The organism is Pseudomonas protegens, from assembly GCF_003363755.1.
Classification (GTDB): Bacteria; Pseudomonadota; Gammaproteobacteria; order Pseudomonadales; family Pseudomonadaceae; genus Aquipseudomonas; species Aquipseudomonas danubii.
This window is the reverse complement of record NZ_CP031396.1, coordinates 6,549,144-6,575,231: the sequence shown is the minus strand read 5'-3', so window position 1 is coordinate 6,575,231 and position 26,088 is coordinate 6,549,144. Positions and strand designations below refer to the sequence as shown.

The 26,088-nt window shown below is 64.8% G+C and carries 22 protein-coding genes; 13 read left to right on the top strand and 9 right to left on the bottom strand.

Features of this window, described 5'->3' with window-relative positions; genetic code table 11:
• Positions 1-82: 82 nt before the first annotated feature.
• A complete protein-coding gene (locus tag DWF74_RS29910; protein WP_115582360.1) occupies positions 83-1,369 on the bottom strand; it encodes an arsenic transporter in 1,287 nt (428 codons plus the stop codon).
• Between the two features lie 147 nt (positions 1,370-1,516).
• The gene (locus DWF74_RS29905) at positions 1,517-2,074 is read right to left on the bottom strand and encodes an NADPH-dependent FMN reductase (protein ID WP_102865221.1); all 558 of its coding nucleotides are present in this window, start codon (positions 2,072-2,074) and stop codon (positions 1,517-1,519) included.
• 215 nt (positions 2,075-2,289) lie between these two features.
• Between DWF74_RS29905 and DWF74_RS29900 the strand changes: the two genes are divergently transcribed.
• Together DWF74_RS29900 and DWF74_RS29895 are read left to right on the top strand one after the other, a co-directional pair.
• The gene (locus DWF74_RS29900; protein ID WP_102865222.1) at positions 2,290-2,526 is read left to right on the top strand and encodes a hypothetical protein; all 237 of its coding nucleotides are present in this window, start codon (positions 2,290-2,292) and stop codon (positions 2,524-2,526) included.
• 74 nt (positions 2,527-2,600) lie between these two features.
• Entirely contained in the window at positions 2,601-3,494 is an 894-nt protein-coding gene (locus tag DWF74_RS29895) for a LysR family transcriptional regulator (protein ID WP_102865223.1), read from the top strand.
• Positions 3,495-3,499: 5 nt separating this feature from the next.
• Here the strand turns inward: DWF74_RS29895 and DWF74_RS29890 are convergent, their stop codons facing one another.
• From DWF74_RS29890 to dnaQ, 3 genes are all read right to left on the bottom strand, one after another.
• Entirely contained in the window at positions 3,500-4,078 is a 579-nt protein-coding gene (locus DWF74_RS29890; RefSeq protein ID WP_102865224.1) for a GNAT family N-acetyltransferase, read from the bottom strand.
• 14 nt (positions 4,079-4,092) lie between these two features.
• A complete protein-coding gene (locus tag DWF74_RS29885; RefSeq protein WP_115582359.1) occupies positions 4,093-6,348 on the bottom strand; it encodes an Orn/Lys/Arg decarboxylase N-terminal domain-containing protein in 2,256 nt (751 codons plus the stop codon).
• A gap of 281 nt (positions 6,349-6,629) precedes the next feature.
• Positions 6,630-7,379 (bottom strand): DNA polymerase III subunit epsilon, encoded by a 750-nt coding sequence (gene dnaQ, locus DWF74_RS29880; protein ID WP_102865226.1) that lies wholly within the window; start codon positions 7,377-7,379, stop codon positions 6,630-6,632.
• 180 nt (positions 7,380-7,559) lie between these two features.
• On the opposite strand from dnaQ, the gene DWF74_RS29875 reads away from it, so the two are divergent.
• Entirely contained in the window at positions 7,560-7,883 is a 324-nt protein-coding gene (locus DWF74_RS29875) for a DUF2388 domain-containing protein (RefSeq protein ID WP_115582358.1), read from the top strand.
• A 5-nt stretch (positions 7,884-7,888) separates the two neighbouring features.
• Here DWF74_RS29875 and rnhA read toward each other — a convergent pair whose 3' ends face one another.
• Together rnhA and DWF74_RS29865 are read right to left on the bottom strand one after the other, a co-directional pair.
• A complete protein-coding gene (gene rnhA / locus DWF74_RS29870; protein WP_102865228.1) occupies positions 7,889-8,338 on the bottom strand; it encodes a ribonuclease HI in 450 nt (149 codons plus the stop codon).
• Positions 8,339-8,446: 108 nt separating this feature from the next.
• Positions 8,447-9,205 carry a methyltransferase domain-containing protein gene (locus DWF74_RS29865; protein WP_102865229.1) on the bottom strand — a complete coding sequence of 253 codons (759 nt, stop codon included), beginning with the start codon at positions 9,203-9,205 and terminating at the stop codon, positions 8,447-8,449.
• A 65-nt stretch (positions 9,206-9,270) separates the two neighbouring features.
• Here DWF74_RS29865 and gloB point away from each other — a divergent pair, with 65 nt between their 5' ends.
• From gloB to DWF74_RS29820, 9 genes are all read left to right on the top strand, one after another.
• On the top strand, positions 9,271-10,038 hold the full coding sequence (gene gloB / locus DWF74_RS29860) for a hydroxyacylglutathione hydrolase (protein ID WP_102865230.1): 768 nt from the start codon (positions 9,271-9,273) through the stop codon (positions 10,036-10,038).
• Positions 10,039-10,137: 99 nt separating this feature from the next.
• Complete coding sequence (locus DWF74_RS29855) at positions 10,138-11,565, top strand: transglycosylase SLT domain-containing protein (RefSeq protein WP_102865231.1); 1,428 nt, start codon at positions 10,138-10,140, stop codon at positions 11,563-11,565.
• A gap of 245 nt (positions 11,566-11,810) precedes the next feature.
• Positions 11,811-13,640, top strand: a complete 1,830-nt coding sequence (locus tag DWF74_RS29850; protein WP_115582357.1) for an extracellular solute-binding protein — start codon at positions 11,811-11,813, stop codon at positions 13,638-13,640.
• On the top strand, positions 13,637-15,487 hold the full coding sequence (locus tag DWF74_RS29845; RefSeq protein WP_102865233.1) for an extracellular solute-binding protein: 1,851 nt from the start codon (positions 13,637-13,639) through the stop codon (positions 15,485-15,487). The genes DWF74_RS29850 and DWF74_RS29845 overlap by 4 nt, the downstream gene beginning before the upstream one ends.
• 1 nt (position 15,488) lies before the next feature.
• The gene (locus tag DWF74_RS29840) at positions 15,489-16,562 is read left to right on the top strand and encodes a microcin C ABC transporter permease YejB (protein WP_016964272.1); all 1,074 of its coding nucleotides are present in this window, start codon (positions 15,489-15,491) and stop codon (positions 16,560-16,562) included.
• A 1-nt stretch (position 16,563) separates the two neighbouring features.
• The gene (locus DWF74_RS29835) at positions 16,564-17,583 is read left to right on the top strand and encodes an ABC transporter permease (RefSeq protein WP_060843442.1); all 1,020 of its coding nucleotides are present in this window, start codon (positions 16,564-16,566) and stop codon (positions 17,581-17,583) included.
• Position 17,584: 1 nt separating this feature from the next.
• Complete coding sequence (locus DWF74_RS29830) at positions 17,585-19,195, top strand: ABC transporter ATP-binding protein (RefSeq protein ID WP_102865234.1); 1,611 nt, start codon at positions 17,585-17,587, stop codon at positions 19,193-19,195.
• Between the two features lie 22 nt (positions 19,196-19,217).
• Positions 19,218-20,012, top strand: a complete 795-nt coding sequence (fabI, locus tag DWF74_RS29825) for an enoyl-ACP reductase FabI (protein ID WP_115582356.1) — start codon at positions 19,218-19,220, stop codon at positions 20,010-20,012.
• Between the two features lie 113 nt (positions 20,013-20,125).
• Positions 20,126-21,058, top strand: coding sequence for a hypothetical protein (locus DWF74_RS29820; protein WP_240321984.1), 933 nt, complete (start codon positions 20,126-20,128; stop codon positions 21,056-21,058).
• 62 nt (positions 21,059-21,120) lie between these two features.
• Here DWF74_RS29820 and DWF74_RS29815 read toward each other — a convergent pair whose 3' ends face one another.
• Positions 21,121-22,089, bottom strand: coding sequence for a GGDEF domain-containing protein (locus DWF74_RS29815; RefSeq protein ID WP_115582355.1), 969 nt, complete (start codon positions 22,087-22,089; stop codon positions 21,121-21,123).
• Positions 22,090-22,181: 92 nt separating this feature from the next.
• A complete protein-coding gene (locus tag DWF74_RS29810; protein WP_180988628.1) occupies positions 22,182-23,360 on the bottom strand; it encodes an NnrS family protein in 1,179 nt (392 codons plus the stop codon).
• 275 nt (positions 23,361-23,635) lie between these two features.
• Between DWF74_RS29810 and DWF74_RS30840 the strand changes: the two genes are divergently transcribed.
• Positions 23,636-26,080 carry a hypothetical protein gene (locus DWF74_RS30840; protein WP_115582354.1) on the top strand — a complete coding sequence of 815 codons (2,445 nt, stop codon included), beginning with the start codon at positions 23,636-23,638 and terminating at the stop codon, positions 26,078-26,080.
• Positions 26,081-26,088 lie beyond the last annotated feature (8 nt).

Sequence of the window (26,088 nt, the reverse complement as noted above, 5' to 3'; positions counted from 1 at the left end):
CTGGCGTGCCAGCGAAAGTCCTCCCCCGCCGGGCACACATCTCCCGCCCCCTTCGCCGGCAAGCCGGCTCGGTGGGGTTTCGCTATGCCAGGGAAAGCCGCAACGCCAGGGCCGCCAGGGTCACCAGCAGCACCGGCAGTGTCAGCACGATGCCGACCCGGAAGTAATAACCCCAGCCAATATGGATGCCCTTGCGTTCAAGCACATGCAGCCAAAGCAATGTGGCCAGGCTGCCGATGGGGGTGATTTTCGGCCCCAGGTCGCTGCCAATGACATTGGCGTAGATCATCGCTTCCTTGACCACTCCGGTGGCCTGACTGGCATCGATGGACAAGGCAGCGATCAGCACCGTGGGCAAATTGTTCATCACCGATGACAGCCCCGCCGTCAGCAATCCGGTGCCCAGCGCCGCCCCCCAGACGCCACCAGCGGCAAAGCCGTCGAGCCAGCCCGCCAGGTACCCGGTCAGCCCGGCATTGCGCAAGCCATAAACCACCAGATACATGCCCAAGGAGAAAATCACGATCTGCCATGGCGCTTCCTTGAGCACTTTGCGGGTGGAAATCTTGTGCCCACGCGCCGCGATCACCAGCAGCAAGGTGGCGCAGACCGCGGAAATGGCGCTGATGGGAATCCCCAGCGGCTCCAGGGCAAAACAGCCCAGCAGCAGGATCAGCAGCACCCACCAGCCGGCGATGAAGGTCGCCCGGTCATGGATGGCGCTGCTGGGTTCGGCCAACTGGCGCGGATCGTATTCTTCGGGGATGTCCCGGCGGAAAAACCACAACAGCACCGCCAGGGTCGCCGCGACGCTCACCAGATTGACCGGCAGCATCACCGCCGCATAACGGTTGAAACCTATCTCGAAGAAGTCCGCCGAGACGATGTTCACCAGGTTCGACACCACCAGCGGCAAGCTTGCGGTGTCGGCGATGAAGCCGGCCCCCATGACGAAAGCCAGGGTCGTGGCGGCAGAAAAGCGCAAGGCCAGCAGCATGGAAATGACGATGGGCGTGAGGATCAGCGCCGCGCCGTCGTTGGCAAACAGTGCCGACACCAGGGCTCCCAACAGCACCATGAAGGCGAACAGCCGGCGCCCCCTGCCCCGCCCCCAGCGCGCCACATGCAGGGCCGCCCAGGCGAAGAACCCGGCCTCGTCCAGCAACAGGCTGATGATGATCAGCGCAACGAAGGTGCCGGTGGCGTTCCAGATGATCTGCCACACCACCGGGATGTCGGCCAGTTGCACCACGCCGCACAACAGGGCCAGGAGCGCGCCGAACACCGCGCTCCAACCGACGCCCAGGCCTTTGGGCTGCCAGATCACCAGGGTAATGGTCAGCAAGAAAATCGATACTGCAATCAACATGACTAAGACATCTTGAATAAAGAGGGGGCTAGCGCAGGAGCTGGCTTGCCAGCGACCGTGCACCTGAGGCTGATACAAGCCCCAGGAGCCCGCTCGCCGGCAAGCCGGCGCCTACCACAGCAGGAGAATGTGGGTGACAGACAGCACTCAAGCCTTCTTGTGCTGCTCGACCCATTGGCCGTAGGCGGTGATGAAGTTCTGCAGGAACGGCCGGGTCGCTTCCGACAGCTTGCCCGCTTCATCGAACGCCGAGCCGGCGCCGCCCAGGTAGGCTTCGGGCTGCTGCATGCACGGCACATTGAGGAATACCAGGGATTGGCGCAGGTGGTGGTTGGCACCGAAGCCGCCGATGGCCCCGGGGGAAACGCTGATCACCGCTCCGGGCTTGCCGCTCCAGGCACTTTTGCCATAGGGACGCGAACCGACGTCGATGGCGTTCTTCAGGGCTGCCGGTACCGAGCGGTTGTACTCCGGGGTGACGAACAGTACCGCATCGGCAGCGCCGATCTGTTCGCGAAAGCGGGTGTAGGCCGCGGGAGGCGTCACGTCGATGTCTTCGTTGTACAGCGCCAGATCGCCAATCTCGACGATGCTCAACTGCAGGTTCGCCGGCGCCAGCTCGGCCAGCGCCAGGGCTACCTTGCGATTCAGGGATTGTTTTCTCAGACTGCCGACCAGCACTGCGACTTTGTAGACATTGCTCATTGCATTCCAACCCTTGGCTTGAAGAAGGTGTTAGTTATAGATGAGCCTGGGGGTCGCCTGCTACCCCACACAAACCATTTCCCTGCATAAGTTCCAAGACCTGGGAGGCCGTGCGCTGCGACGGCGGATTATTTTTTCCGGCCGGCAAAACTTACCTTGCACACGTCGGGTCTACAGCACCGAATTTGCGTGTTTTATCTCCAGAGGCTCTAAAGATGGCAGCAGTACTTGTCGGACAATTCCATGCAAGAGATGCCGAGGGACGGGTGTATTCAGTGCACGAGTTCCAGGAATCCATGCCCGCAGAGGGCGACCAGGCCAGCTCGGAGCCCGTTACCACCTACCGCCTGGCCATTGGCGACCGGGTCAAGAAGCTCGATGACAATCAATTCCTGCTGGTGCAATCGGACGTCACCATCGTGCGGGAGCCGGAAACCTATGTCAGTGAGTGATCATGCCCGCCGGCCCGGACTTGGGGTAGGATTCAACGCCTGACTCCCTAACCGGCTGGACATGGACTTCAAGCATGCGTTTACGTCATATCGAAGTGATTCAGGCGCTCCTGCAAACCGCCCACCTGGGCACCGCCGCCGAGCTGCTGCAACTCTCGGTGGCTGAAGTCGAAGCCCTGCTACGCGATGCCGAAAGCCAATTGGGGTTCATGCTGTTCGCCAGCGTGCGCGGGCGCTTGCAGGCCACTCGCGAAGCCCGGGAATTGCAACCGGCAATCAACCGGGTGTACGACGCTTTCGAACCGGTACAACGCCTGGCTGACAGCCTGAGGTTTCATCAGGCACCGCCTTTGCGCATCGTCGGCACGCCCCCTCTGGTCCAGCAACTGCTGCCTCAATGCATCGCGGCCCTGCGCCGGCGCTTCGCCGATACGCCCTGCAGCCTCCTCAGCCAGAGCACCCGCGACATGGTCCACAGCCTGCTGCTGCACGACTGTGACCTGGGCCTGAGCCTGCATGACCCCGAACACCCGGACATCCACAGCCAGGCCCTGGCTCAGGGCAAGCTGTTTTTGCTGGCGCCCCATGGCTGGCTGCAACCCAAACAGAAATACGTGGCCCTGCAGGAGCTGGCGGGCCAGGCCATGGTGGGCCTGGAGGGCCAGGACCCGCTGAGCGTGATACTCACCAGCAAGCTGCAGAATCTGCGGCCAAGCCCGGTAATCCAGACCCGGGTACAGACCTACCAGATGATGCGCAGCCTGGTGGAGGCCGGTGAGGGCCTGGCCATCGTCGACCCGTTCACCGCCGTGGGTGCCCGTGGCGCCGGGCTCGATGCCTGCCCCTTGTCACCCCCCATCAGTGTCACGCTGTACGCCTTGCGCCGCAGTTCCGGCGAGGACTCGCCCCTGCTCGGCGCCCTGCTGGAACTGCTGACCGAGCAGGCCGAAACGCTGCTGGCCGGCTAGGACCGTTACGCCTGAGGCTCATCGGCAAACAGCCGGTACCAGAAAATCGCCACCTCGCTGGTATTCGGATCGATGCCGCGATAACGCAGGTGATCCACCCCGCCCACCACGTAGCCGCAACGCTCATACAGGCGACAGGCGCCGAGGTTGTTGTTCTGGGTTTCCAGCATCACCCCCGGCAACTGCTTCTTGCGACTCCAGAACTGCGCCACCTCCAGCAGCCCCTTGGCGACGCCGTGCCGTCGGGCCGGCGCATGCACCGCCAACTCGTCGATATGTCCGTAACCGTTCCAATTGGTGCTGACCACCACGTGCCCCACGGGCTGATCGTCCAGGTAGGCCATGAAGATCTCGCTGTCCGCGGCGTTGCGGTAACTGCTGAATTCCTCGGGATCGATGCCATAGCACTTGCGGTAAGGCACGATCCTGCGCAGCGGCCAGTCCGCCACCGGCATGCCCCGCTCAGCCTCGGCGTAGGCACTGACTTCGAAGCTGAAGTCGCTGCCCCAGACGTAGGCGGCGAAGCCCTCGTCGGCCACACGGATCGCCAGTCCCGGATACTTGGGATTCACCACAGGTTGCATAGCAGGAAAACTCCTCATGCTTTGACGCAATCGACGGTGTACTGCCGGCCATGGCCCTGGTCGTCATGCTGCAGGCCATGCACATCGGCGACGAACCCCGGGAAACTGCTGTCGAAAGCTCGGGCAAAGGCCAGGTAGTCGATGATCGAGCGGGTCGCTTCGGTAAATCGCTCACCGGGCATGATCAGCGGAATACCCGGCGGGTATGGCACCAGCATCACCGCGGCGATACGCCCCTGCAACTGATCGATGGACACCGCCTCGACTTCGCCGCGCACCAGTTGGTCGTAGGCATCGGCAGGCTTCATCGCCACCTCCGGCAGCACGGTGTACATGCGCTTGAGGTGCTTGGCCGTGGCGTTGCTGCGGTAGCAGGCATGCAACTGGTCGCACAGATCCTGCAAGCCCATGCCCTGATAGCGCTGCGGGTCCTGCCCGGCCACGCTGGGCAGGCAACTGGCCAGGCTGACATTGGCGTCGTAGTTGCGCTTGAACTCCAGCAGCTCGGTGAGCAGCGTGCTCCACTTGCCCTTGGTGATGCCCATGGAGAACAGCACCAGGAACGAATAGAGCCCGGTCTTTTCCACCACCAGCCCGCGCTCCCAAAGGAACTTGCTGACCACCGCCGCGGGAATTCCGTGCTCGCTCAAGGCCCCGCCAGCGGTAAGCCCAGGCATCACCAGGGTCACCTTGATCGGATCGAGCAGCACATAGTCGTCGGTGACGCCGGCAAAACCGTGCCACTCGCCTTCGGGCTCCAGCAACCAGTCGCCGGTGCGCACCTGATCGATGCCTTCGACCCGTTCCGGCTGCCAGATCGAGAACCACCAGTCATCGGCGGCGATATTCTGCCGCAGATTGGCCAGGGCCCGGCGGAAGCTCAGGGCTTCATCGAACATTTCCTGCAGCAGCGAGCGCCCCGCCGGCCCTTCCATCATCGCCGAGGCCACATCCAGCGAGGCAATGATGCTGTACTGCGGCGACGTCGAGATGTGCATCATGAAGGCTTCGTTGAAGCGGTCCCGATCCAGTTGTCGGGCGCCGCCATCCTGCACATGGATCATCGACGCCTGACTGAAAGCCGCCAGCAGCTTGTGGGTGGAATGGGTGGTGAACACCAGGGGACTGTCAGCGGAGCGCGAGGTGCCCATGCCGTAACGCCCGGCGAAGAATTCGTGGAAGGCCGCGTAGGCATACCAGGCCTCGTCGAAATGCAGCACCTCGACACTGTTGCCCAGGCTTTGCTTGATCAGCTCGGCGTTGTAGCACAGGCCGTCATAGGTGGAGTTGGTGACCACCGCCAGCTTGACCTTGGGCGACCGGCCACGGGTCAGCGGACTGGCGTCAATCTTGGCCTGGATCGACTCGGGGCTGAACTCGCTCAAGGGAATCGGCCCGATGATCCCCAACTCATTACGTTCAGGACACAGGTACAGGGGGATGGCCCCGGTCATGATGATCGAGTGCAACACCGATTTATGGCAGTTGCGATCCACCAGCACCAAATCATCGCGCCCCACCATGGAATGCCAGACGATCTTGTTGGCGGTGGAGGTGCCATTGATCACGAAGAAGGTGTGGTCGGCACCGAAATTGCGCGCTGCCCGCGCCTCGGCTTCCGCCAGGGGCCCGGTGTGGTCCAGCAGCGAGCCCAGCTCCGGCACTGACACCGACAGGTCCGAACGCAGGGTGTTCTCCCCGAAGAATTGGTGAAACGCCTGGCCCACCGGGCTCTTGCGATAGGCCACGCCACCGCCGTGCCCCGGGGTGTGCCAGGAATAGTTGGAATCGGCGGTGTGCTGCACCAGGGCCTTGAAGAACGGCGGCAGCAGGCCGTCGAGATAATTGCGCGCGGCCCGGGCCACTTGCCGGGCCAGGAACGGCACCGTGTCCTCGAACAAGTAGAGAATGCCCCGCAGTTGGTTGAGCTCGCTCATGGCATCGGCGGGGGCGTTTTCCAGGGTCATCTGCTCCCCGAGGGCGAAGATCGGCAACAAGGGTGCGCGTACCCGGGCCAGGCGGATCAGCTCCACCATGTTTTGCAGAAGATGGGTGTTTTCCCCGGCGCCCTCGGCAGCGATCAACATGCAGGCCAGGCCGTGATGGGTAGAAGCCACCAGTCGCCCTTCGGCGTAGTTGACCGCGGAAAAGATGCTGAACCCGTCCTTCTCCAGCTCCCGGGCGATGCCCCGCACCCGGTCTCCCGCCACCGTGTCGGACTTGATATCGCGGTGCACGATCAGGATCGGAAACTGCAGGTCTTTATACATGGGGCAGGCTGTCCTGAGGCGGCGGGTAGGTCCCGCCAATGGACTCAGGGTAGAAGCTCCTGGCGTCGCCTGTCACCCCGAGCACAGACTGGATGTAACAAAAGGTCGCACAGGCACAATTGCCGGCCCACGCCCCACACACCTGTAGCCGCTGCTGAGCCCTGGCGAAGCTGCGTGAAGGCCCACAGGGCCTTGCTTGGCGATCTCCCAACAAACCTCTGTCGCCTTCGGAGCCGTTCGCAGCCTGCGGCAGCGGCTACAGGGCCACGGACGACAAAGGCTTAGTGCTGGTTTTCGAGCAACTGGGTCCACAGGGCCGGGGCGCCGGCAGACTTGGCGATGATCTCCAGGCGCGTCTGGTGCTCGGCCAACTCGGCTTCGCTGGCGCGGATGATCCGCCCCCGCGGCCGCTCGGCCGGCAAGCGGCGGATCTCCGAGGCCCGGCCCGCACCTTCGCCAGAGCCGTTGCCATCCGAGGCATTGCCCGCCAGGGACAGGCTGGTCTGGCCACCGGTCATGGTCAGGTAGACGTCGGCCAGGATCTCCGAGTCGAGCAAGGCGCCGTGCAATTCACGGCCGGAGTTGTCGACACCGTAGCGCTTGCACAGGGCGTCGAGGCTGTTGCGCTGCCCCGGGTGCCGCTCACGGGCCATCATCAGGGTGTCGAGGATGGTGCAGTGCTGGGTGATGTCCGCCCGCTCGTGCTGCCCCATCAAGGCGAATTCGTTGTTGATGAAACCAACGTCGAACGCCGCGTTGTGGATGATCAGCTGCGCGCCCTTGATAAAGTCGAAGAACTCATCGGCGACTTCGGCGAAACGCGGCTTGCCCACCAGGAACTCGTTGGTGATGCCGTGAACGCCGATGGCGCCCTCATCACTCTCGCGATCCGGTTGCAGGTAAACGTGGAAATGCCGCCCGGTCAGGCGCCGACCGATCAACTCGACGCAACCGATTTCAATGATCCGGTGACCGTCGGTCACCGGCATACCGGTGGTTTCGGTATCGAGTACAACAGATCTGTTGGCCATCAGTGGTCCGTTCTCAATCTGGCAAAGGGCGGGATTTTAGCATGCCCAGCCCATGGACTGTGCGCGCCCCGGTCACGCCGCTGCCGCGCACTTTTTAACAGTTATTAGCAAAGCTGCTGAGGTGGGCCGAAGGCTCGCCTGCTAGGGTGCCGCCGATCTTCCCCACGGACTTCCCCAGCCATGACGACACTCCGGCGCTACCTGCCAATCCTGCTGCTGGCCGGTCTGTTCAACAACCCCGGCCAGGCCACCAGCCTGGTGATCAGCACCGACTTGAGCATGAGCGGGCTGCTGACCAGCAGCGAAGGCACCGCCGGGATCAGCAGCTCGTTCAAGGACGACAAGATCGTCCTGCAAGCCCGCAGCGATGCCGCGGCCTTTATCGCCAGCAACGGGGCGATTCGCGGCGTACAGCTGGAGTCGGCGCTGCAGAGGATTCGCCAGGTGCTGCACAACCCGCCCTACAGCGATACCCAACTGGCTGCGGCGATCCTCACCCTGTAACGCCATCAGCCCTTGTAGCCGCGAACCTCGTCTACACCCCGGTTGGCCAACTGGTCGGCACGCTCGTTACCGTGATGGCCAGTGTGGCCACGCACCCATTTCCAGGTGACGTTGTGGCGGTTGACCTGTTCATCCAATTGCTGCCACAGGTCGGCGTTCTTCACCGGCTCCTTGGCTGCGGTCTTCCAGCCGCGCTTCTTCCAGTTGGCCATCCATTCGTTGATGCCCTTCATCACGTACTGCGAGTCGGTGACCAGCAACACGTCGCACTGGCGCTTGAGCTCTTCCAGGCCGCGAATCGCCGCCATCAGTTCCATGCGGTTATTGGTGGTGTTGGCTTCGCCGCCCCAGAGTTCCTTCTCGACCCCCTTGCACACCAACAAAGCGCCCCAGCCACCAGGGCCGGGATTGCCCTTGCAGGCACCGTCGGTAAAGATTTCTACGCTATCGCTCATCCACGCCTTCCATCAGAAAATTGCCAGTGGCCTGCCGATTGCGGTCGACAGCGCCCAGGGCCGAGGTCACTCGGCCGGTCCATATAAAAAGAAGGTTGCTGCAGGTCGTCAGGGTTCGCTGTTACGGCGATTGACCTTGGCCATGGGCAGTGGCAACAGCTTGCCCATGGGTTCGCGTCGCACCTGGCGCACCGGGCGCAGGCCGACGGCGATCTTGCGCGCCACCAGCAGGTAAAAGCCGCCGCCGGCCAGTTGCCACTGCCCGGCCTTGCGCTCCCAGCCCGCCAATCGTGCCTGCCATGCCTGCGAGGCAAGCGGCGGACGATAGCACCCGAAGCGGCGTTTCTCCAGCGCGAACCCCAGCAGGTTGAGCCAATCGCCCACCCGCGACGACGAGATGCAGCGGGCCTGGCGCAAGGCGTCATGGGCGAAGACGTGGCGCAGGCCCCAGGTGCTCCAGGGGTTGATACCGATAATCAGCAAGTGGCCACCGGGCCTTACGCTGCTCGCCGCCTCGCGCAGCAGGCCGTGGGGCGACAGGCAGAAATCCAGACCGTGTTGCAGCACCACCACATCGGCGGCATGTTCGCTCAAGGGCCAGGCCTGCTCCTCACAGACGATCTCGACCCCGGGCAACGGCGCGCCCAGGCGTACGTTGCGTTGCACCTGGGGCGCCGCCGGCGGGGTCTGCGCCGAGGGCCCGTAATGCACCAGGTAACCGCCGAAGAAACGCCCCAGCTCTTCTTCAAGCATGCGTCGCTCTTCATCCAGCAGAAACTGCCCCAGAGGACCGGACAACCAGTCCCGGGCCGCACTGATCAGGGCCAGCCAGTCGGGATCTGCCTGAGCGAAGGCTTTATCGGTCATTGCATTCTCCAACACGCCAAGAAGTTCTAAGATGCGCCATTGTTTTCCGCTTGGCGAATCCAAAGATGATACAGATCAGTGCCCTGCCCGCCTTCACCGACAACTACATCTGGTTGTTACAAGATCATCGCAGCCAGCGCTGCGCCGTCGTCGATCCCGGGGATGCGGCGCCGGTACTGGCCTGGCTGGAACAGCACCCGGACTGGAGCCTGAGCGACATCCTGGTGACCCACCATCACCACGATCATGTCGGCGGTGTCGAGCACCTGAAACAGCACAGTGGCGCCACGGTCTACGGCCCGGCACAAGAAAAGATCCCCGGACGCGACGTGGCCCTGAACGACAACGACCACGCCAACATCCTCGGCTGGGACTTCGAGGTGTTTGCCGTACCGGGCCATACCCTGGGGCATATTGCCTACTACCATCACGGCCTGCTGTTCTGTGGCGACACCCTGTTCGCCGCCGGTTGCGGGCGCCTGTTCGAAGGCACCCCAGAGCAGATGCACCATTCCCTCAGCCGCCTCGCCGCGCTGCCGGACGACACCCTGATCTACTGCACCCACGAATACACCCTGAGCAACCTGCGCTTCGCCCAGGCAGTGGAACCCACTAACCCGGACATTGCCCAGCGCCTGGAAAAGGTCGCGCAGATGCGCGAGCAAGGGCGCATGACCCTGCCATCAACCCTGGCCCTGGAAAAACTGACCAACCCGTTTTTACGTACCGGTGAAACATCCGTTAAACAAAAAGCGGACGAACGGAATGGCCAGGATAACCCGTCCCAGAGTGCGGTCTTTGCGGCCCTGAGGGCCTGGAAAGATAAGTTCTAAGCCGGCCAACTGTTGGCACAAAAATTCTGAATGGTTGACCGCACCCCGGGTGCTTTCTAGAATCGCCCGACATTTTTGCCCGGAACTTACTTCCAGCCAATGTCGTCATCTATTCGTTATTCCATCAGTTCAGACGCATTGACGCGCTTGGCCCAGGCCATCGCGGTAGCTGTGTCAGCGACTCTTGCGGGCTGCCAAAGCACCGGTCATGCCCCGCAGAGCGACGCGACACACACTCAGAATTTCAACGCCCGCATCAAGCAGAAACCCATCTGGCTGAGCAACCAGCCAAGCCCGCAAGTCCCCCAGGATGTCTGGGAACGCATGCGCCAGGGGTTCCAACTGCAAGAAGGCCAGGGCGTCAACCCGCGTATTGAACAACAGCGCCTGTGGTTCGCCAGTAACCCTTCCTTCCTGGAAAACGCCGGCGAGCGCGGCAGCCTCTATATCCACTACATCGTCGAACGTCTCGAAGAGCGCAACATGCCGCTGGAACTGGCGCTGCTGCCAGTCATCGAAAGCGCCTACAACCCGCTGGCCTATTCCCGGGCCGATGCGGTGGGACTCTGGCAGTTCGTCCCGGCCACCGGTCGCTACTTCAACCTGCGCCAGACCCGCTTCTACGATGGCCGACGCGACATCACCGCGTCGACCACCGCGGCTCTGGACTACCTGACCCGCCTGCACGACATGTTCAACGGCGACTGGCTGCTGGCACTGGCCGCCTACAACGCCGGCGAAGGCACGGTCAGCCGGGCCATTGAGCGTAACGAGAAGCTCGGCCTGCCCACCGACTACTGGAACCTGCCGCTGCCGACGGAAACCCAGGCCTATGTACCCAAGCTGCTGGCCCTGTCCCAGGTGGTGCTGGCCCCGCAAGCCTACGGCGTCAATCTCAACCCGATCGCCAACGAACCTTATTTCCAGGTGGTGGAAATCAACCAGCGCATGGACCTGTCCAAGGTCGCGGCGGTGGCCAACATTGACGAGGACGAGCTGTTCCAGCTCAACCCGGCGTTCAAGCAGCGCACCACCGTCGATGGTCCCCAGCACCTGCTGGTGCCTACGTCCAAGGCACAGCTGCTGACCACCAGCCTGTCCACCATGAAACCCGAAGAGCTGATCAGCAAGCGCTCCCTCAAGCCGGTCTTCGACCGCGACGAAGGCCGCGACTCGCTGCGGCCCAAGCGCATCTATCGGGTCAAGAACGGCGACAACCTGACCCTGATCGCCAAGGCCAACAAGGTGGATGTGCAGGACCTGCAACGCTGGAACAAGCTCAGTGGCAAGAACCTCAAGGTCGGCCAGACCCTGGTGATGCAGGACACCCGCAAGAGCGCCGGCAAGAAAACCAGCGTGGCCAGCAGCAAGCAGAAATCGACCCGCTACAAGGTCAAGCAAGGCGACTCGCTGTACATCGTGGCCAAGCGTTTCAATGTTGAAATGCAGCACCTCAAGCGCTGGAACCCGCGCGCAGCCCAGGCTCTCAAGCCGGGCCAGATGCTCACGGTCTACCTGCCGCACTGACAGGGCAACCCGGCTCGTTGTAGCGAGGCAGTGGGCTTGCGCTCCAGTGCGCAGCACCGGCAAGCCCTGAAAGCTGGGGGTATCTGAAGTCACGCGGCGCCTGGATCAAGGGGCGCTGCGCGCCCCAACGGGAACCAGCCCCCTGGCTACACCAGCCGCAGAAAAAGCGCGCTTTTTCCTGCTGATACAAGCTGTTACTGTACGGAGCACAAAGCCCAAGCCGCCTGGATCGGATCTCTGACTCGATGCGTCCCCTCCTTCTGTTCTTCATCAGTCTGGCCTTGAGCTTTCCCGCAAGCGCAACGATCACTGAAAGTCATGGTTATGCGCAGTTTGGCACGCTCAAGTACCCGGCCAAGTTCACCCACTTCGACTGGGTCAATCCCGTGGCGCCCAAAGGCGGCACCTTGCGGGTCATGGCCTTTGGCACCTTCGACACCCTCAATCCCTATACCTTCAAGGGCATCAGCCCGGTCGCCACGCCGAACTTCCTGCAGTACGGCGTCAACGAGCTCAATGAGCCGTTGATGGTGGGCACTGGCCTCTATGCGCCCTCCGGCGACGAGCCCACTTCCAGCTACGGCCTGATCGCCCGCTCCGTGGAATACAGCGAGGATCGCAGTTGGGTGGTGTTCAACCTGCGCCCCGAGGCACGCTTTCACGACGGCCAGCCGATCACCGCCTATGACGTGGCGTTTTCCTACCGCCTGCTGCTCAAGGAAGGCCACCCGCAGTACCGCACCAACCTGCAGGAGGTGCAGCGGGTGGATATCCTCGGCCCGCAACGCATCCGCTTCGTCTTCAAGCGCGCCGGCAACCCGCTGCTGATCCTGCGCCTGGGGGAGTTGCCGGTCCTGCCCCAGCACTACTGGAAAGACCGCGACTTCAAGGCCACCACCTTCACCCCGCCCCTGGGCAGTGGCCCCTATCGCATCACCCAGGTCCAGCCCGGACGCCAACTGGTGTTCGAACGGGTCAAGGACTACTGGGGCAAGGACTTGCCGGTCAAGCGCGGCTTCAACAACTTCGACCGGGTCGAGGTGGAGTTCTACCGCGACAGCGACGTCGCCTTCGAAGCCTTCAAGGCCGGCGAGTTCGACATCTATATCGAGCACCAGGCCAAGAACTGGGCCAACGGCTACAACTTCCCCGCAGTCAATCGCGGCGAGGTGATCAAGGCCCAGGTGGCGCACCAGATCCCCACCCAGACCCAGGGCCTATTCATGAACACCCGCCGCGGGACTTTCGCCGATGTGCGGGTGCGTGAGGCCCTGGGCCTGATGTTAGACTTCCAATGGACCAACCGCACCCTGTTCAGCGGCGCCTACCAGCGCGCCCTGAGCTACTACCCCAACAGTGAATTCTCCGCCACGGGCCTGCCGGTGGGGCACGAATGGCTGCTGCTCTCGCCCTACCGCGAGCAACTGCCCCCCAATCTCTTCACCCAGGCCTTCAGCCTGCCCCGCACCGAGGGCCGCGGCATCCCCCGGGAGACCCTGCGCCGCGCCCTGGGGCTACTGGCCGACGCCGGCTGGAAGCTCAACGGCCAGCGCCTGCAGAACAGCGCCGGGCAGCCGCTGCGTTTCGAGCTGATGCTGGTCAATCCCAACCTGGAGCGCATTCTCCAGCCTTATGTGGAGAACCTGGCCAGCATCGGCATCGAGGCGCGCCTGCGCACCGTGGACCGGGCGCAATACAAGCAGCGCCTGGACCAGTTCGACTACGACATGATCCTCATGACCCTCAACCAGACCCTGAGCCCGGGCCTGGAGCAATGGCAGTACTTCCACTCCAGCCAGGTTTCGGTCAAGGGCAGCAAGAACTATGCAGGCATCAACAACCCGATCGTCGATCACCTGCTGGAGCAACTGCTGGCCGCCCAGAGCCGCGACGAGCAACTGGCCGCCGGCCGCGCCCTGGACCGGGTGCTGCTGTGGCAGCACTACATGATTCCCAACTGGTACCTCAACTATCACCGACTGGCCTACCGTAACCGGTTCGCCTTGGTCACCACGCCGCCCTACAACCTGGGCCTGAACGCCTGGTGGCTGAAGTCCCTGGAGAGTCCCCAATGATGCCTCTGCGTGCCCTGCTCCTGCGCACCAGCGGCCTGTTGTTCGGCGTCATCGCCTGCTGTGCCCAGGCTGCGCCGCAACATGCCCTGACCCTGTACAACGAAGCGCCGAAATACCCGGCAAACTTCCAGCACTTCGACTTCGTCAACCCCGATGCGCCCAAGGGTGGCACCTTCCGCATGGCCGGTTTCGGCAGCTTCGACAGCCTCAACCCCTTCATCAGCAAAGGCGTGCCCGAGCAGAACATCGGCCTGATCTACGACACCCTGATGGCCCAGAGCCTGGACGAGCCCTTCACCGAGTACGGGCTGGTGGCGGGCAAGATCGAGAAAGCCCCGGACAACAGCTGGGTGCGTTTCTACCTGCGCCCGGAAGCGCGTTTCAATGACGGCCAGCCGATTCGTGCCGAGGACGTGGTGTTCAGCTTCCAGACCCTGATGAGCGCCGGCTCGCCGCTGTACCGCGGCTACTACGCCGACGTCGACCAGGTGATCGCCGAAGACCCGCTGCGGGTGCTGTTCAAGTTCAAGCACAGCAACAACCGTGAACTGCCGCTGATCCTCGGCCAGCTGACGGTCCTGCCCAAGCACTGGTGGGAAAGCCGCGACTTTGCCAAGAGCAACCTGGAAGTGCCCCTGGGCAGCGGCCCCTACCGGGTGACCGCGGTCAAGGCCGGACGCTCGATTCGCTACGAGCGGGTCAAGGACTACTGGGGCCGCGACCTGCCGGTCAACCGCGGTTTCTACAACTTCGACGTGATCACCAGCGATTACTACCGCGACAACACCGTAGCCCTGGAAGCCCTCAAGGCCGGCCAGTTCGACTACTGGCTGGAGATGAGCGCGAAGAACTGGGCCAACGCCTACAACACCCCGGCCGTGGCCCAGGGCCGCTTGATCAAGGAACAGATCGCCAACGGCAACCCCACCGGCATGCAGGGCTTTGTCTTCAACACCCGCCGGCCGATGTTCCAGGACGTGCGGGTACGCCACGCCCTGAGCCTGCTGCTGGATTTTGAATGGAGCAACAAGCAGCTGTTCAACGGCGCCTACACCCGCACCCGCAGCTACTTCGAGAACTCGGAAATGGCCGCCACCGGCCTGCCGGGCCCTGACGAGTTGGCCATCCTCGAACCCTTGCGCGGCAAGATTCCCGAGCAGGTGTTCAACGAAGCCTTTGCGCCGTCACAGTGCGACGGCAGCGGCATGATCCGCGCCCAGCAGCGCCAGGCCTACCAACTGCTGCAGGAAGCCGGCTGGCGCATCGTCGACGACAAGATGGTGGACGCCCAGGGCAAACCGGTGGTGATCGAGTTCCTCCTGGCCCAGACCGAGTTTGAGCGGGTGCTGCTGCCGTTCAAGCGCAACCTGGCCGACCTGGGCATCGACCTGGTGATCCGCCGGGTCGACGTGTCCCAGTACATCACCCGGGTGCGCTCGCGGGACTTCGACATGATCGTCGGCAGCTTTCCCCAGTCCAACTCCCCGGGCAACGAGCAGCGCGAGTTCTGGATGTCCTCCAGCGCCGACAAGCCCGGCAGCCGCAACTACATCGGCCTCAAGGACCCGGCCATCGACAGCCTGGTGGAAAGCCTGATCAACGCCGATTCGCGCGCCAGCCTGGTGGCCCACGCCCGGGCCCTGGACCGGGTCCTGCAATGGGGCTACTACGTGATCCCCAACTGGCACATCAAGACCTGGCGCGTGGCCTACTGGGACCACATCGGCCACCCGCAAGTCGCGCCCAAGTACGACATCGGCATCAACACCTGGTGGATCAAGCCCGATGCCAAGCCCGCCGTAGAACCGGCCCCGGACCAGGCGGCCGCGGCCGACAGGGAGCAATGACATGCTGGCCTATATCGTTCGCCGACTGCTGCTGATCATCCCCACCCTGCTGGGCATCCTGCTGATCAACTTCGTGATCATCCAGGCCGCCCCCGGCGGCCCGGTGGAGCAGATGATCGCCAAGCTCGAAGGCTTCGACGGCGCCACCAGCCGCATCGCCGGCGGCGGCGCCGAAGTCTCGGTGGCCGGCTCCAGCTACCGCGGCGCCCAGGGCCTGGACCCGGCGCTGATCAAGGAAATCGAGCACATGTACGGCTTCGACAAGTCGGCGCCGGAACGCCTGTGGATCATGATCAAGAACTACGCCACCCTGGATTTCGGCAACAGCTTCTTCCGTGACGCCAAGGTGGTGGACCTGATCAAGGAGAAGATGCCGGTGTCCATCTCCCTCGGGTTGTGGAGCACCTTGATCATGTACCTGGTGTCGATCCCCCTGGGGATCGCCAAGGCCACCCGCCACGGCAGCCACTTCGATGTCTGGACCAGCTCGGCGATCATCGTCGGCTACGCGATCCCGGCCTTCCTGTTCGCCATCCTGCTGATCGTGGTGTTCGCCGGCGGCAGCTATTTCAACTGGTTCCCGTTGCGCGGCCTGACCTCCAACGACTTCGACCAGCTGAGCTGGGGGCGCAAGATCCTCGATTACTTCTGGCACCTGGCGCTGCCGGTCACCGCCCTGGTGATCGGCCACTTCGCCACCATGACCCTGCTGACCAAGAACAGCTTCCTCGACGAGATCAACAAGCAGTACGTGGTCACCGCCAAGGCCAAGGGCCTGACCCAGCGCCGGGTGCTCTACGGCCACGTGTTCCGCAACGCCATGCTGCTGGTGATCGCCGGCTTCCCCTCGGCCTTCATCGGCATCTTCTTCACCGGCTCCCTGCTGGTGGAGGTGATTTTCTCCCTCGACGGCCTGGGCCTGATGAGCTTCGAGGCGGCGATCAACCGCGACTACCCGGTGGTGTTCGGCACCCTGTTCATCTTCACCCTGCTGGGGCTGGTGGTGAAACTGATCGGCGACCTGACCTACACCCTGGTCGACCCACGCATCGACTTCGACAGCCGGGAGCATTGAGATGAACCTGTCCCCCCTCAATCGCCGGCGCTTCGAACGCTTCAAGGCCAACAAGCGCGGCTGGTGGTCGCTGTGGCTGTTTTTGGTGCTGTTCATCCTCAGCCTGGGCGCCGAGCTGATCGCCAACGACAAGCCGCTGGTGGTGCACTACGAAGGCGGCTGGTACTTCCCGGCCCTCAAGCGCTACCCGGAAACCACCTTCGGCGGCGAATTCCCCCTGGAAGCCAACTACAAGAGCCCGTACATCCGCGAGCTTTTGGCACAGAAGGACGCCTGGGTGCTCTGGGCACCGATCCCCTACAGCTACCAGAGCATCAACTACGACCTGCGGGTGCCGGCCCCGGCGCCGCCTTCGGCGGACAACCTGCTGGGCACCGACGACCAGGGCCGCGATGTGCTGGCCCGGGTCATCTACGGCTTTCGCATCTCGGTGCTGTTCGCCCTGACCCTGACCATCCTGAGTTCCATCATCGGGGTCATCGCCGGCGCCCTGCAGGGCTTCTACGGCGGCTGGGTGGACCTGGCCGGGCAGCGCTTCCTGGAAATCTGGTCCGGGCTGCCGGTGCTCTACCTGCTGATCATCCTCGCCAGTTTCGTGCAACCGAACTTCTGGTGGCTGCTGGGGATCATGCTGCTGTTTTCCTGGATGAGCCTGGTGGACGTGGTGCGCGCCGAGTTCCTGCGCGGGCGCAACCTGGAATACGTGCGCGCGGCCCGGGCCCTGGGCATGCAGAACGGCGCCATCATGTTCCGCCACATCCTGCCCAACGCCATGGTCTCCACCATGACCTTCATGCCCTTCATCCTCACCGGGGCCATCGGCACCCTCACCGCCCTGGACTTCCTCGGCTTCGGCCTGCCGCCGGGGGCGCCGTCCCTGGGCGAGCTGGTGGCCCAGGGCAAGTCCAACCTGCAGGCGCCGTGGCTGGGCATCAGTGCCTTTGCCGTGCTGGCGATCATGCTCAGCCTGCTGGTGTTTATCGGCGAATCCGCCCGCGATGCCTTCGACCCGAGGAAATGACATGACCCAGGACACTCTGATCGAAGTCCGCGACCTGGCGGTGGAATTCGTCGCCGGCGCCCAGTGCCAGCGCGTGGTGGAAGGCATCAGCTTCGACATCAAGCGCGGCGAAACCCTGGCCCTGGTAGGGGAAAGCGGCTCCGGCAAATCGGTGACCGCCCACTCGATCCTGCGCCTGTTGCCCTACCCCCTGGCCCAGCACCCGTCCGGCAGCATCCAGTACGCCGGGCACGACCTGCTGACCCTGAAGGAAAAGACCATTCGCCACATTCGCGGCAACCGCATCGCCATGATCTTCCAGGAGCCCATGACGTCGCTGAACCCGCTGCACAGCATCGAGAAGCAGATCAACGAGGTGCTGGGCATCCACAAAGGCCTGACCGGCAAGGTCGCCAGCAGGCGCACCCTGGAACTGCTGGAACTGGTGGGCATTCCCGAGCCGCACAAGCGCCTCAAGGCCCTGCCCCACGAACTGTCCGGCGGCCAGCGGCAACGGGTGATGATCGCCATGGCCCTGGCCAACGAGCCGGAGCTGCTGATCGCCGACGAGCCGACCACCGCCCTGGACGTCACCGTGCAGTTGAAGATCCTCGAACTGCTCAAGGAACTGCAGGCGCGCCTGGGCATGGCCTTGCTGCTGATCAGCCACGATCTGAACCTGGTGCGGCGCATTGCCCATCGGGTCTGTGTCATGCAGAAAGGCCGCATCGTCGAGCAGGCGTCCTGCGAGGAGCTGTTCCGCGCGCCGCAGCACCCCTACACCCGGGAACTGCTGGCCGCGGAGCCCAGCGGCTTGCCGGCAAGCAATGAAGTCGGCCCGCCGTTGCTGCAAGTGGACAACCTCAAGGTCTGGTTCCCGATCAAGAAGGGCCTGCTGCGCCGCACCGTGGATCACGTCAAGGCGGTGGACGGCATCCACTTCAGCCTGCCCCAGGGCCAGACCCTGGGCATCGTCGGCGAGAGCGGCTCGGGCAAGTCGACCCTGGGCCTGGCGATCCTGCGCCTGATCGCCAGCCAGGGCGGCATTCGTTTCGAAGGCCAGCAGCTCGACGCCCTGAGCCAGCAACAGGTACGGCCGCTGCGGCGGGAAATGCAGGTGGTGTTCCAGGACCCCTTCGGCAGCCTAAGCCCGCGCATGAGCGTGAGCCAGATCGTGGGCGAAGGCTTGCGCATCCACAAGATCGGCAGCGAACAGGAGCAGGAACAGGCGATCATCGAAGCGCTCAAGGAAGTGGGCCTGGACCCGGACACCCGGCACCGCTACCCCCACGAATTCTCCGGTGGCCAGCGTCAGCGCATCGCCATCGCCCGGGCCCTGGTGCTCAAGCCGCGGCTGATCCTGCTGGACGAGCCGACCTCGGCCCTGGACCGCACCGTGCAGCGCCAGGTAGTGGAGCTGCTGCGCAACCTGCAACGCAAGTACAACCTGACCTACCTGTTCATCAGCCACGACCTGGCAGTGGTCAAGGCCCTGAGCCACCAGTTGATGGTGATCAAGCACGGCCAGGTGGTGGAACAAGGGGACGCCCAGGCAATCTTCGGCGCCCCGCAACACCCTTACACACAGCAACTGCTGGAAGCCGCCTTCCTGGCTCCGGCACACACCCAATAACCTGCAACAGGAGTAGCCACTTATGGGTTTTCTCGCTGGGAAGCGTGTCCTGATCGTCGGTGTCGCCAGCAAGCTGTCGATCGCCTCCGGCATTGCCGCCGCCATGCACCGTGAAGGCGCCGAGCTGGCATTCACCTATCAGAACGAAAAACTCAAGGGCCGGGTCGAGGAGTTCGCCGCCGGCTGGGGCTCCAGCGCCGAGCTGTGTTTTCCCTGTGATGTGGCCAGCGACGAGCAGATCGCCCAGGTCTTCAGCGAGCTGGGCAAGCACTGGGACGGCCTGGACTGCATCGTCCATTCCGTGGGCTTCGCCCCCGGCGATCAGCTCGAAGGCGACTTCACCGACGCCACCACCCGCGAAGGCTTTCGCATCGCCCACGACATCAGCGCCTACAGCTTCGTGGCCCTGGCCAAGGCCGGTCGCGAGCTGATGAAGGGCCGCAACGGCAGCCTGTTGACCCTGTCCTACCTGGGCGCCGAGCGCACCATGCCCAACTACAACGTGATGGGCATGGCCAAGGCCTCGCTGGAAGCCGGCGTGCGCTACCTGGCCGGTTCCCTGGGCCCGGAAGGCACCCGGGTCAACGCGGTCTCCGCCGGGCCGATCCGCACCCTGGCCGCCTCGGGCATCAAGAACTTCCGCAAGATGCTGGCGGCCAACGAAGCCCAGACCCCGCTGCGGCGCAACGTCACCATCGAGGAAGTCGGCAACGCCGGGGCCTTCCTCTGCTCGGACCTGGCCTCGGGCATCAGCGGCGAGATCATGTACGTCGACGGCGGCTTCAACACCACCGCCATGGGCAACCTCGACGAATGACTCCCGGCTGTGGCGAGGGCCCTCAGGCCCTCGTCGCAGCGCCGCGACACCGGCTGAACACCGATCCAGGCTCACCGGCCGCAGTGCAGATAGCTGCCCCTCACGGATGCCCGATGCAAAGAACCCCATGGAAAACCCGGCCGTCTGCTCGCCCGCTGAAACCGCCCGGCATCAAGCTGCCGTGCCTGCTGCTGGTGATCTTTCTCGCCGGCTGCGACAAGCCTCAAGACACCCAGCCCAATCGCCTGACCGACACAGTCGCCAGCCTGCACATCCCGTTGGCCGCAACGGTTGACGAGGTCATTGCAAACAGCCCGGTACGCTTTGGCGCCGACTGCCTGGAGGCGGTCGACATGTGCTGGTATGAAGCCGATCGCCAAGGCGCGCTCCTTGACCTGAGCCTTTCCCAGCCCGAGGGCACGCTGGAGCTGGATCAGGTGTCCGGACTGAGCATGACCGTGGATGGCCAGGTCTCGAACCACATCCAGGCATTGAACATCGACCTGCGCGGCCTGCCGGACAACAGCACGCACAAGCAGAACAAGGACCTGATCTATCGCCTCATCGAGAACTTGAAGAGCGCCGGCTGGCAAACCTACTACTTCCCTTCAGACCCGCGGATACCCGGCGAGCAATGGCACAAGCTCGACGGGCAGGAGAGCCTCCTGGGCATGACCCCGCTCAGCCATCCCCTGTTCGATGCCAAGCGTGAAATGAGCCTGGAAGAATGGCTCGCCGTCGGCACCTTCTATGACTGGTATCTCTATCAGGGCAACTTCATCGCCCATGTCCGGGCCCTGCGCTACGACTCGAAAAGCGCGCCCCTGGAAACCGCTGTCTACCTGATCAGCGTCAACCTGATGTCCCTGGACAGGTTCTGGGCGAGTCATTTTGCCGAGCACCAGCGAGCACACTGGAAAACCCTGCTCCCGGCTCAATTGCAAGCCCTGCAGCAGCGGCGCTCGCAAGCGGAAACCCGCGCCAGGGCCGCCGGGGTGACCCTCGAGGAAGGCTATGCGCCACCGGCCATCGAGCGCGGGCCGTAGCGGCCGGCCAGCGCCTTGGGTTGCAGCCCCGCTCCACGCCGCGGGCCTTGCCGGCAGCAGATTCAGTGGCTGCGCTTGCCGGCCTGCTTGTGCAGGTACATGGCCTGGTCGGCATCGGCCAGCAGCGCTTCGATACCGGCGTGGCGCTCGGGGTCGTATTCGATCTGGCCGACGCTGAAGCGGATGTCGTAGCCGCGTTTCAGGGAAGCGTTGCGCTCATCGAGGATCTCCCGCAGGCGCGCCATGATCGCCGACGTTTCGACACTGCTGGCCCCCGTCAGCAGGGCCACGAACTCATCGCCACCCAGGCGGCCGATCACATCACTCTCGCGAAAGGCAATGCGCAGCACATCGGCAAAGGTCTTCAAGGCCCCGTCCCCTTCGGCATGACCGTAGCTGTCGTTGATCAGCTTGAACTCGTTGAGATCGAAAAACAGCAGGGTCGCCGACTTGTCCAGACGCGTGCACGCCGCCAGGGCATGCCGGGCCAGGGCTTCGAAGCCGCGCCGATTGGACAGCAGGGTCATCTCGTCCATGCTGGCCATCTGCACGGCCGCCAGCTCCTGCTCGGCCATGCGGGCCAGGTCTCGCAGCAGGGCTCGCTCTTCGTCGTCCAGGTCCCGGGGCCGGGTATCGATCAGGCACAGGGTGCCCAGCTTGCTGCCATTGGGCACGCTCAGGGGACAACCGGCGTAGAAGCGGATCCGCGGTTCGCCGGTGACCAGTGGGTTGTCCTGGAAACGTTCGTCGCACTCGGCGTCGCGGACCATGAAGATCTGGTCATCCAGGATCGCGTGGCCGCAAAACGAAATGTCCCGGGAGGTCTGGCTGGCCTCCAGCCCCGCGGCGGACTTGAACCACTGACGGTCGCCGTCCACCAGGCTGATCAGGGCAATGGGCACATTGAACAGGCGCTTGGCCAGCCGGGTCACCCGGTCGAAACGCTCCTCCGGCAAGGTGTCGAGCACATTCAGTTCGCGCAGGGTCTGGACTCGCCGGGCCTCATCACTGGGTTTGCGGGGATACAACATCGCGGACTCCATTCGCGGCTAAGACCGCAAGCGTAGTCCAGTTTCACCGCCAGCCCCTGGCGAGGCGGCTGGCGGTCCTCGATCGCGGCCTGTCACAGCCGCGCAGTCAACAGAATCCGCGCGTAGCCGCCGACGAACAGGGCAAAGGCCAAGGCGCCCAGCAGCGCCGAAATTCCCAGGCCCAGGGCACTGAATGGCACCAGCAGCACCCGGCATAGGGCCGCCAGGAACAGCAAGGCAAAGGCCCCGACCATGGCCCGGGTCACCTGCAGCGGCCGGCCGCTATGGCCCAGGCTGACCCGGGCGATCATGCCCAGCACCAGCCCGCCGAGGCCGCCTAGCGCCAGGGCGTGGGTCACCAGACTCTGCGACGACAGACCGCCCAGGTGCCACAGCGCCATGCCCAGGGTGGCCAGCGCTAGCCACAGGTAGCCCAGGTACAGCGACCACAGCAGCGGCAGCCGCCACAGCCCCGGCTGGTGCCAGTGCCACAGGCGCCACAGATGCAGGACTGCCAGCACTGCGAACAACGCTGCCAGCCAGGGCCGTGGCGCGTCACCACCGCCCAGGGCCATGGAGATTGCCGCCAGCAGGCTGCCCAGCAGCAACACCCGGGTGGGCCAGGGCGAAGCCGGTGGCGCCGGCGGCCGATTGAGCCCGCGCTGGATGAAGAACGGAATGACCCGACCGCCGATCACCGTCATCAGGGCCGCCACCAGCCACAGCGCCCCCAGCTCGCCGTGGCGCTGCCAGAGCTCCTGCGCCGCCAGCAGGCCCAGCAGGGTCTGCCCCTGAAACAGCGTCAACAGGCCCAGGATCAGCACCATGGGGTAGTTGTCGCGCTTGCCCGCACGCCACAGCTCATGCCCCACCACCGCAGCCAGCGCCGGCATGAAGGCCAGTTGCAGCACCAGGAACAACGGCAGCGGCAGCGCCAGCCACCAGGCCAGCCGCGCCAGCAGCCAGAGCAGCCACAACAGGATCAACGGCGTGCGACTCAGTGCCGGGCGCCCGGTCCAGTTGGCCACCGCCGTCAGCAGAAACCCGGCGATGATCGCCACGGCGAAGCCGAACAGCATCTCGTGCCGATGCCACGCCAGCATACCGCCCAGCGGCTGGCGGCCGCTCCAGCCGCCGTGCAGCCACAGGCCCCAGCCCAGCAGGGCGAGGCAGGCAAACGCCGCTCCGGCGAGGAAAAACGGCCGGAAGCCCAGGCTCCACAGCGGCTGCGCGGCCCATTGCCGCCAACGTTCAGGCAGCGACACAGGCATCCCTCCCCTGGCTCGGGACAGGCAACGGCGAATTGCAGCGACGAATCATGCGCGGAACTCCTTGGCCAATCAGCGATGCATCAGCCCATCAGGTTTCATGCCAAGACCGCCGCCCGGTAAAACCGCGGCCGCCAGCCGTACCGAGTCTTTATGACCCGAAAAAAATCAGGTCATAACGACCACGCAACAGGTCAATCCGACTCGGTTTTGCGGGCTGCGTTTTTCCGCCCAAGGGCGTAGATTGGCAGCCCTTGCCATCCCCCTACGCCACAAGGATGTCCCCGGTGCCCTCCCGTCCCAGCGCCCCGTCCGAAAAAAGCCTGTCGCGCCTGTTGCTGGAACTGCTCTGGCAGTTGAGCGCCCTGCTGATCCCTATCTTCCTGGTCACCGTGCTGCCGCCGCCCCTGGCCCTGGCCGTGGTGCTGGGCTGCGCCGCCGGCATGGTCCTGGCGGCTCGCCTGGGCTGGCCCCGCACCGGCCGCGCCATGGCCCGGCTGATGATCAGCGCGGTGTTCGGCCTGGGCTTCAGCCTGGGGCGGGCATTGCCGGCGTACTGGGACATCGCCGCGGCCTTCGCCAGCATCCTGGTTGGCATGGGCACCATCAGCCACCTGGAGCGCCGCCTGGGCCTGGTCCAGGCCCCCGCGGCCAGCACCAGCGCCTGGGGCGGCAGCGAACCGCAGAGCACCCCGGAAGGCCTGCCGATCCGGGTGTTCAACCAGGGCGAGATCGCCATGGGCGGCCCCACCTATTGCGACTACCTGTTTCCGGACGGCGTGTTGCTGCAAGGACTGGGGTCGTCGGCGCGCTTCTCCAGCGACGGACGCTACTTCGCGGCGCCCTTGCCATCGCGGCAACGCTGGGGCCTGGCGATCCTCGATCGCTCGCTGCGTCGGCTGTACCGCTGCGACCACAGCGAATTCTGGGAGCTGGACGCCTTCAGCGAAGAGCGCCTGAGCGGGCGGCACAGTCCCCTGGTGGACAACGGCTCGCGCCACGCCAGCCTGGCCACGCTGCTGGAGGGCGCCGAAGCGATCGACCTGCTGGCGGTGGCCGATCTGTGGCTGGAGCCCGGTGCCTGGGTCGACAGCCTGGCCCGGCAGAGCTTCGAGGAACAGTCCCCGGACGGGCGTCACCGGCTCCAGGCGCGGATGCTTCTGCCCAGTTGCTTGCGAGACTTGCCCCAACCCCTGGAACCCCTGCGGGCACCGCCTTACCAACTGAGCCTGGACGGCCAGCCCACTGGCCTGCTGATCGGCGCCGACAGCCCCCGCTGCTGGAGCCGCGACAGCCGCTCCCTGGCCTGCAGCGCCCGCGAGGAACAACAACCCGATCTGGCCGCGACCTGGCTGTGGCAGGCAGACCACGGCTGGCGCCCGCTGCCGGCGCCCTGGGTCGCCAGCCCGGCGGAACCCTCCTTTTACCCCGGCCCCCTGCTGGAGCTGGACAGCCACTACCTGCGTCACGCGGCCTACCTGGACTGCGCCGAAGCCGACCGGGGCCGCTACGGCTATCGCCTGCACAGCATCCACAGCGACACCGAGACCGGCGTCGGCCACGACCCCGAAGGTTGCCTGCAGGCCGCGCCGCTGCCCCTGGTGCGGACCCGAGTGCGCCAGCCCCTGGACCGCGGCGGCCAGCGCGGTGACAGCCAGATCGAGTCGGAGCCGCTGCTGGACGGCCAGCGGGCGCTGTTCAGCTGGCTGGCCGACGATGAACGCGGCCTGGGCGCCTACGCCTGCCGGATCGGCGACTGGCAACTGCCCGGGCACTGGCGGCTGGACCATCGGGTTTCCGACTGCCGGCGCTACCTGGCCCTGCTGCCTGTTGCCCGGCTTCCCCTGGTCAGCGACCGGGCAGTGGTGGCCGACCTGCAACAGCGACGCCTGCTGCACAGCCCGCCGCTGCTGGCGGCGCGCCTGCTGGACCTGCGCCATGGCCAGTTGGGCCTGGCGGTGATCGTCGGCCGCCTCGACCAGGACCTGCCAAGCAGCCCCCTGCAACGCTTCAATCAGCCCGCGCCGGCTCCCGACGACGCTGCCGCGTTCTGCGCCGAGCAAGACGGCTCCCAGCTGTGCTACCAACGCCAGCGCTTGCAGATCACCGAGCAGCAGCTGCTGCCGCTGGCCGACTGGCGCCTGGTGGACCGGCCCCAGGCCGCGGTGGCTGAAGGCGACTTCATCCAGCCGGCCCCCGACGGCCGGGATGCCGCGTGGCTGTTCGGCAGCGAAACCGAATACGCCGACAGCTGGCTGCGGGAAGGCAGCCCGCGCCTGGGCGGCCACTTGCTCACCGCCAGCGGCTGCGCCCTGACGGACCTGGCACCGTCGCTGATCTGGTCCGCCGATGGCCGTTACCTGGCCCTGACCCGACTGCGCCTCGACGTCGAGGACGGCCACCGCGCCTGGCAGCTGTTGCTGCTGGACGTGCACCAGCGCAGCCTGCGCATCGCACCGCAATGGCTGCGCCACCGGCCGCTGTTGCGGCACTTCGACCACCAGGACCTGGAGTTGCGCCTGTTCGAACGGGATTGGCAGGCCGCGGACGACGCCGATCCGGGCCGCAGCCTGCGCCTGCCCCTGGCCGAGCTGCTCGCCCTGCCCGCCCAGGCCCTGGAGCCCCATCAGGGCCTGTGGCTGCTCGCCGCCGACGCGCACCTGGCCGGCGCCTGGCAGGCCCTGGCGCGCCCGGAACATCCGGCGTTTGGTCCCGCAGCCTGAAGCGGCGT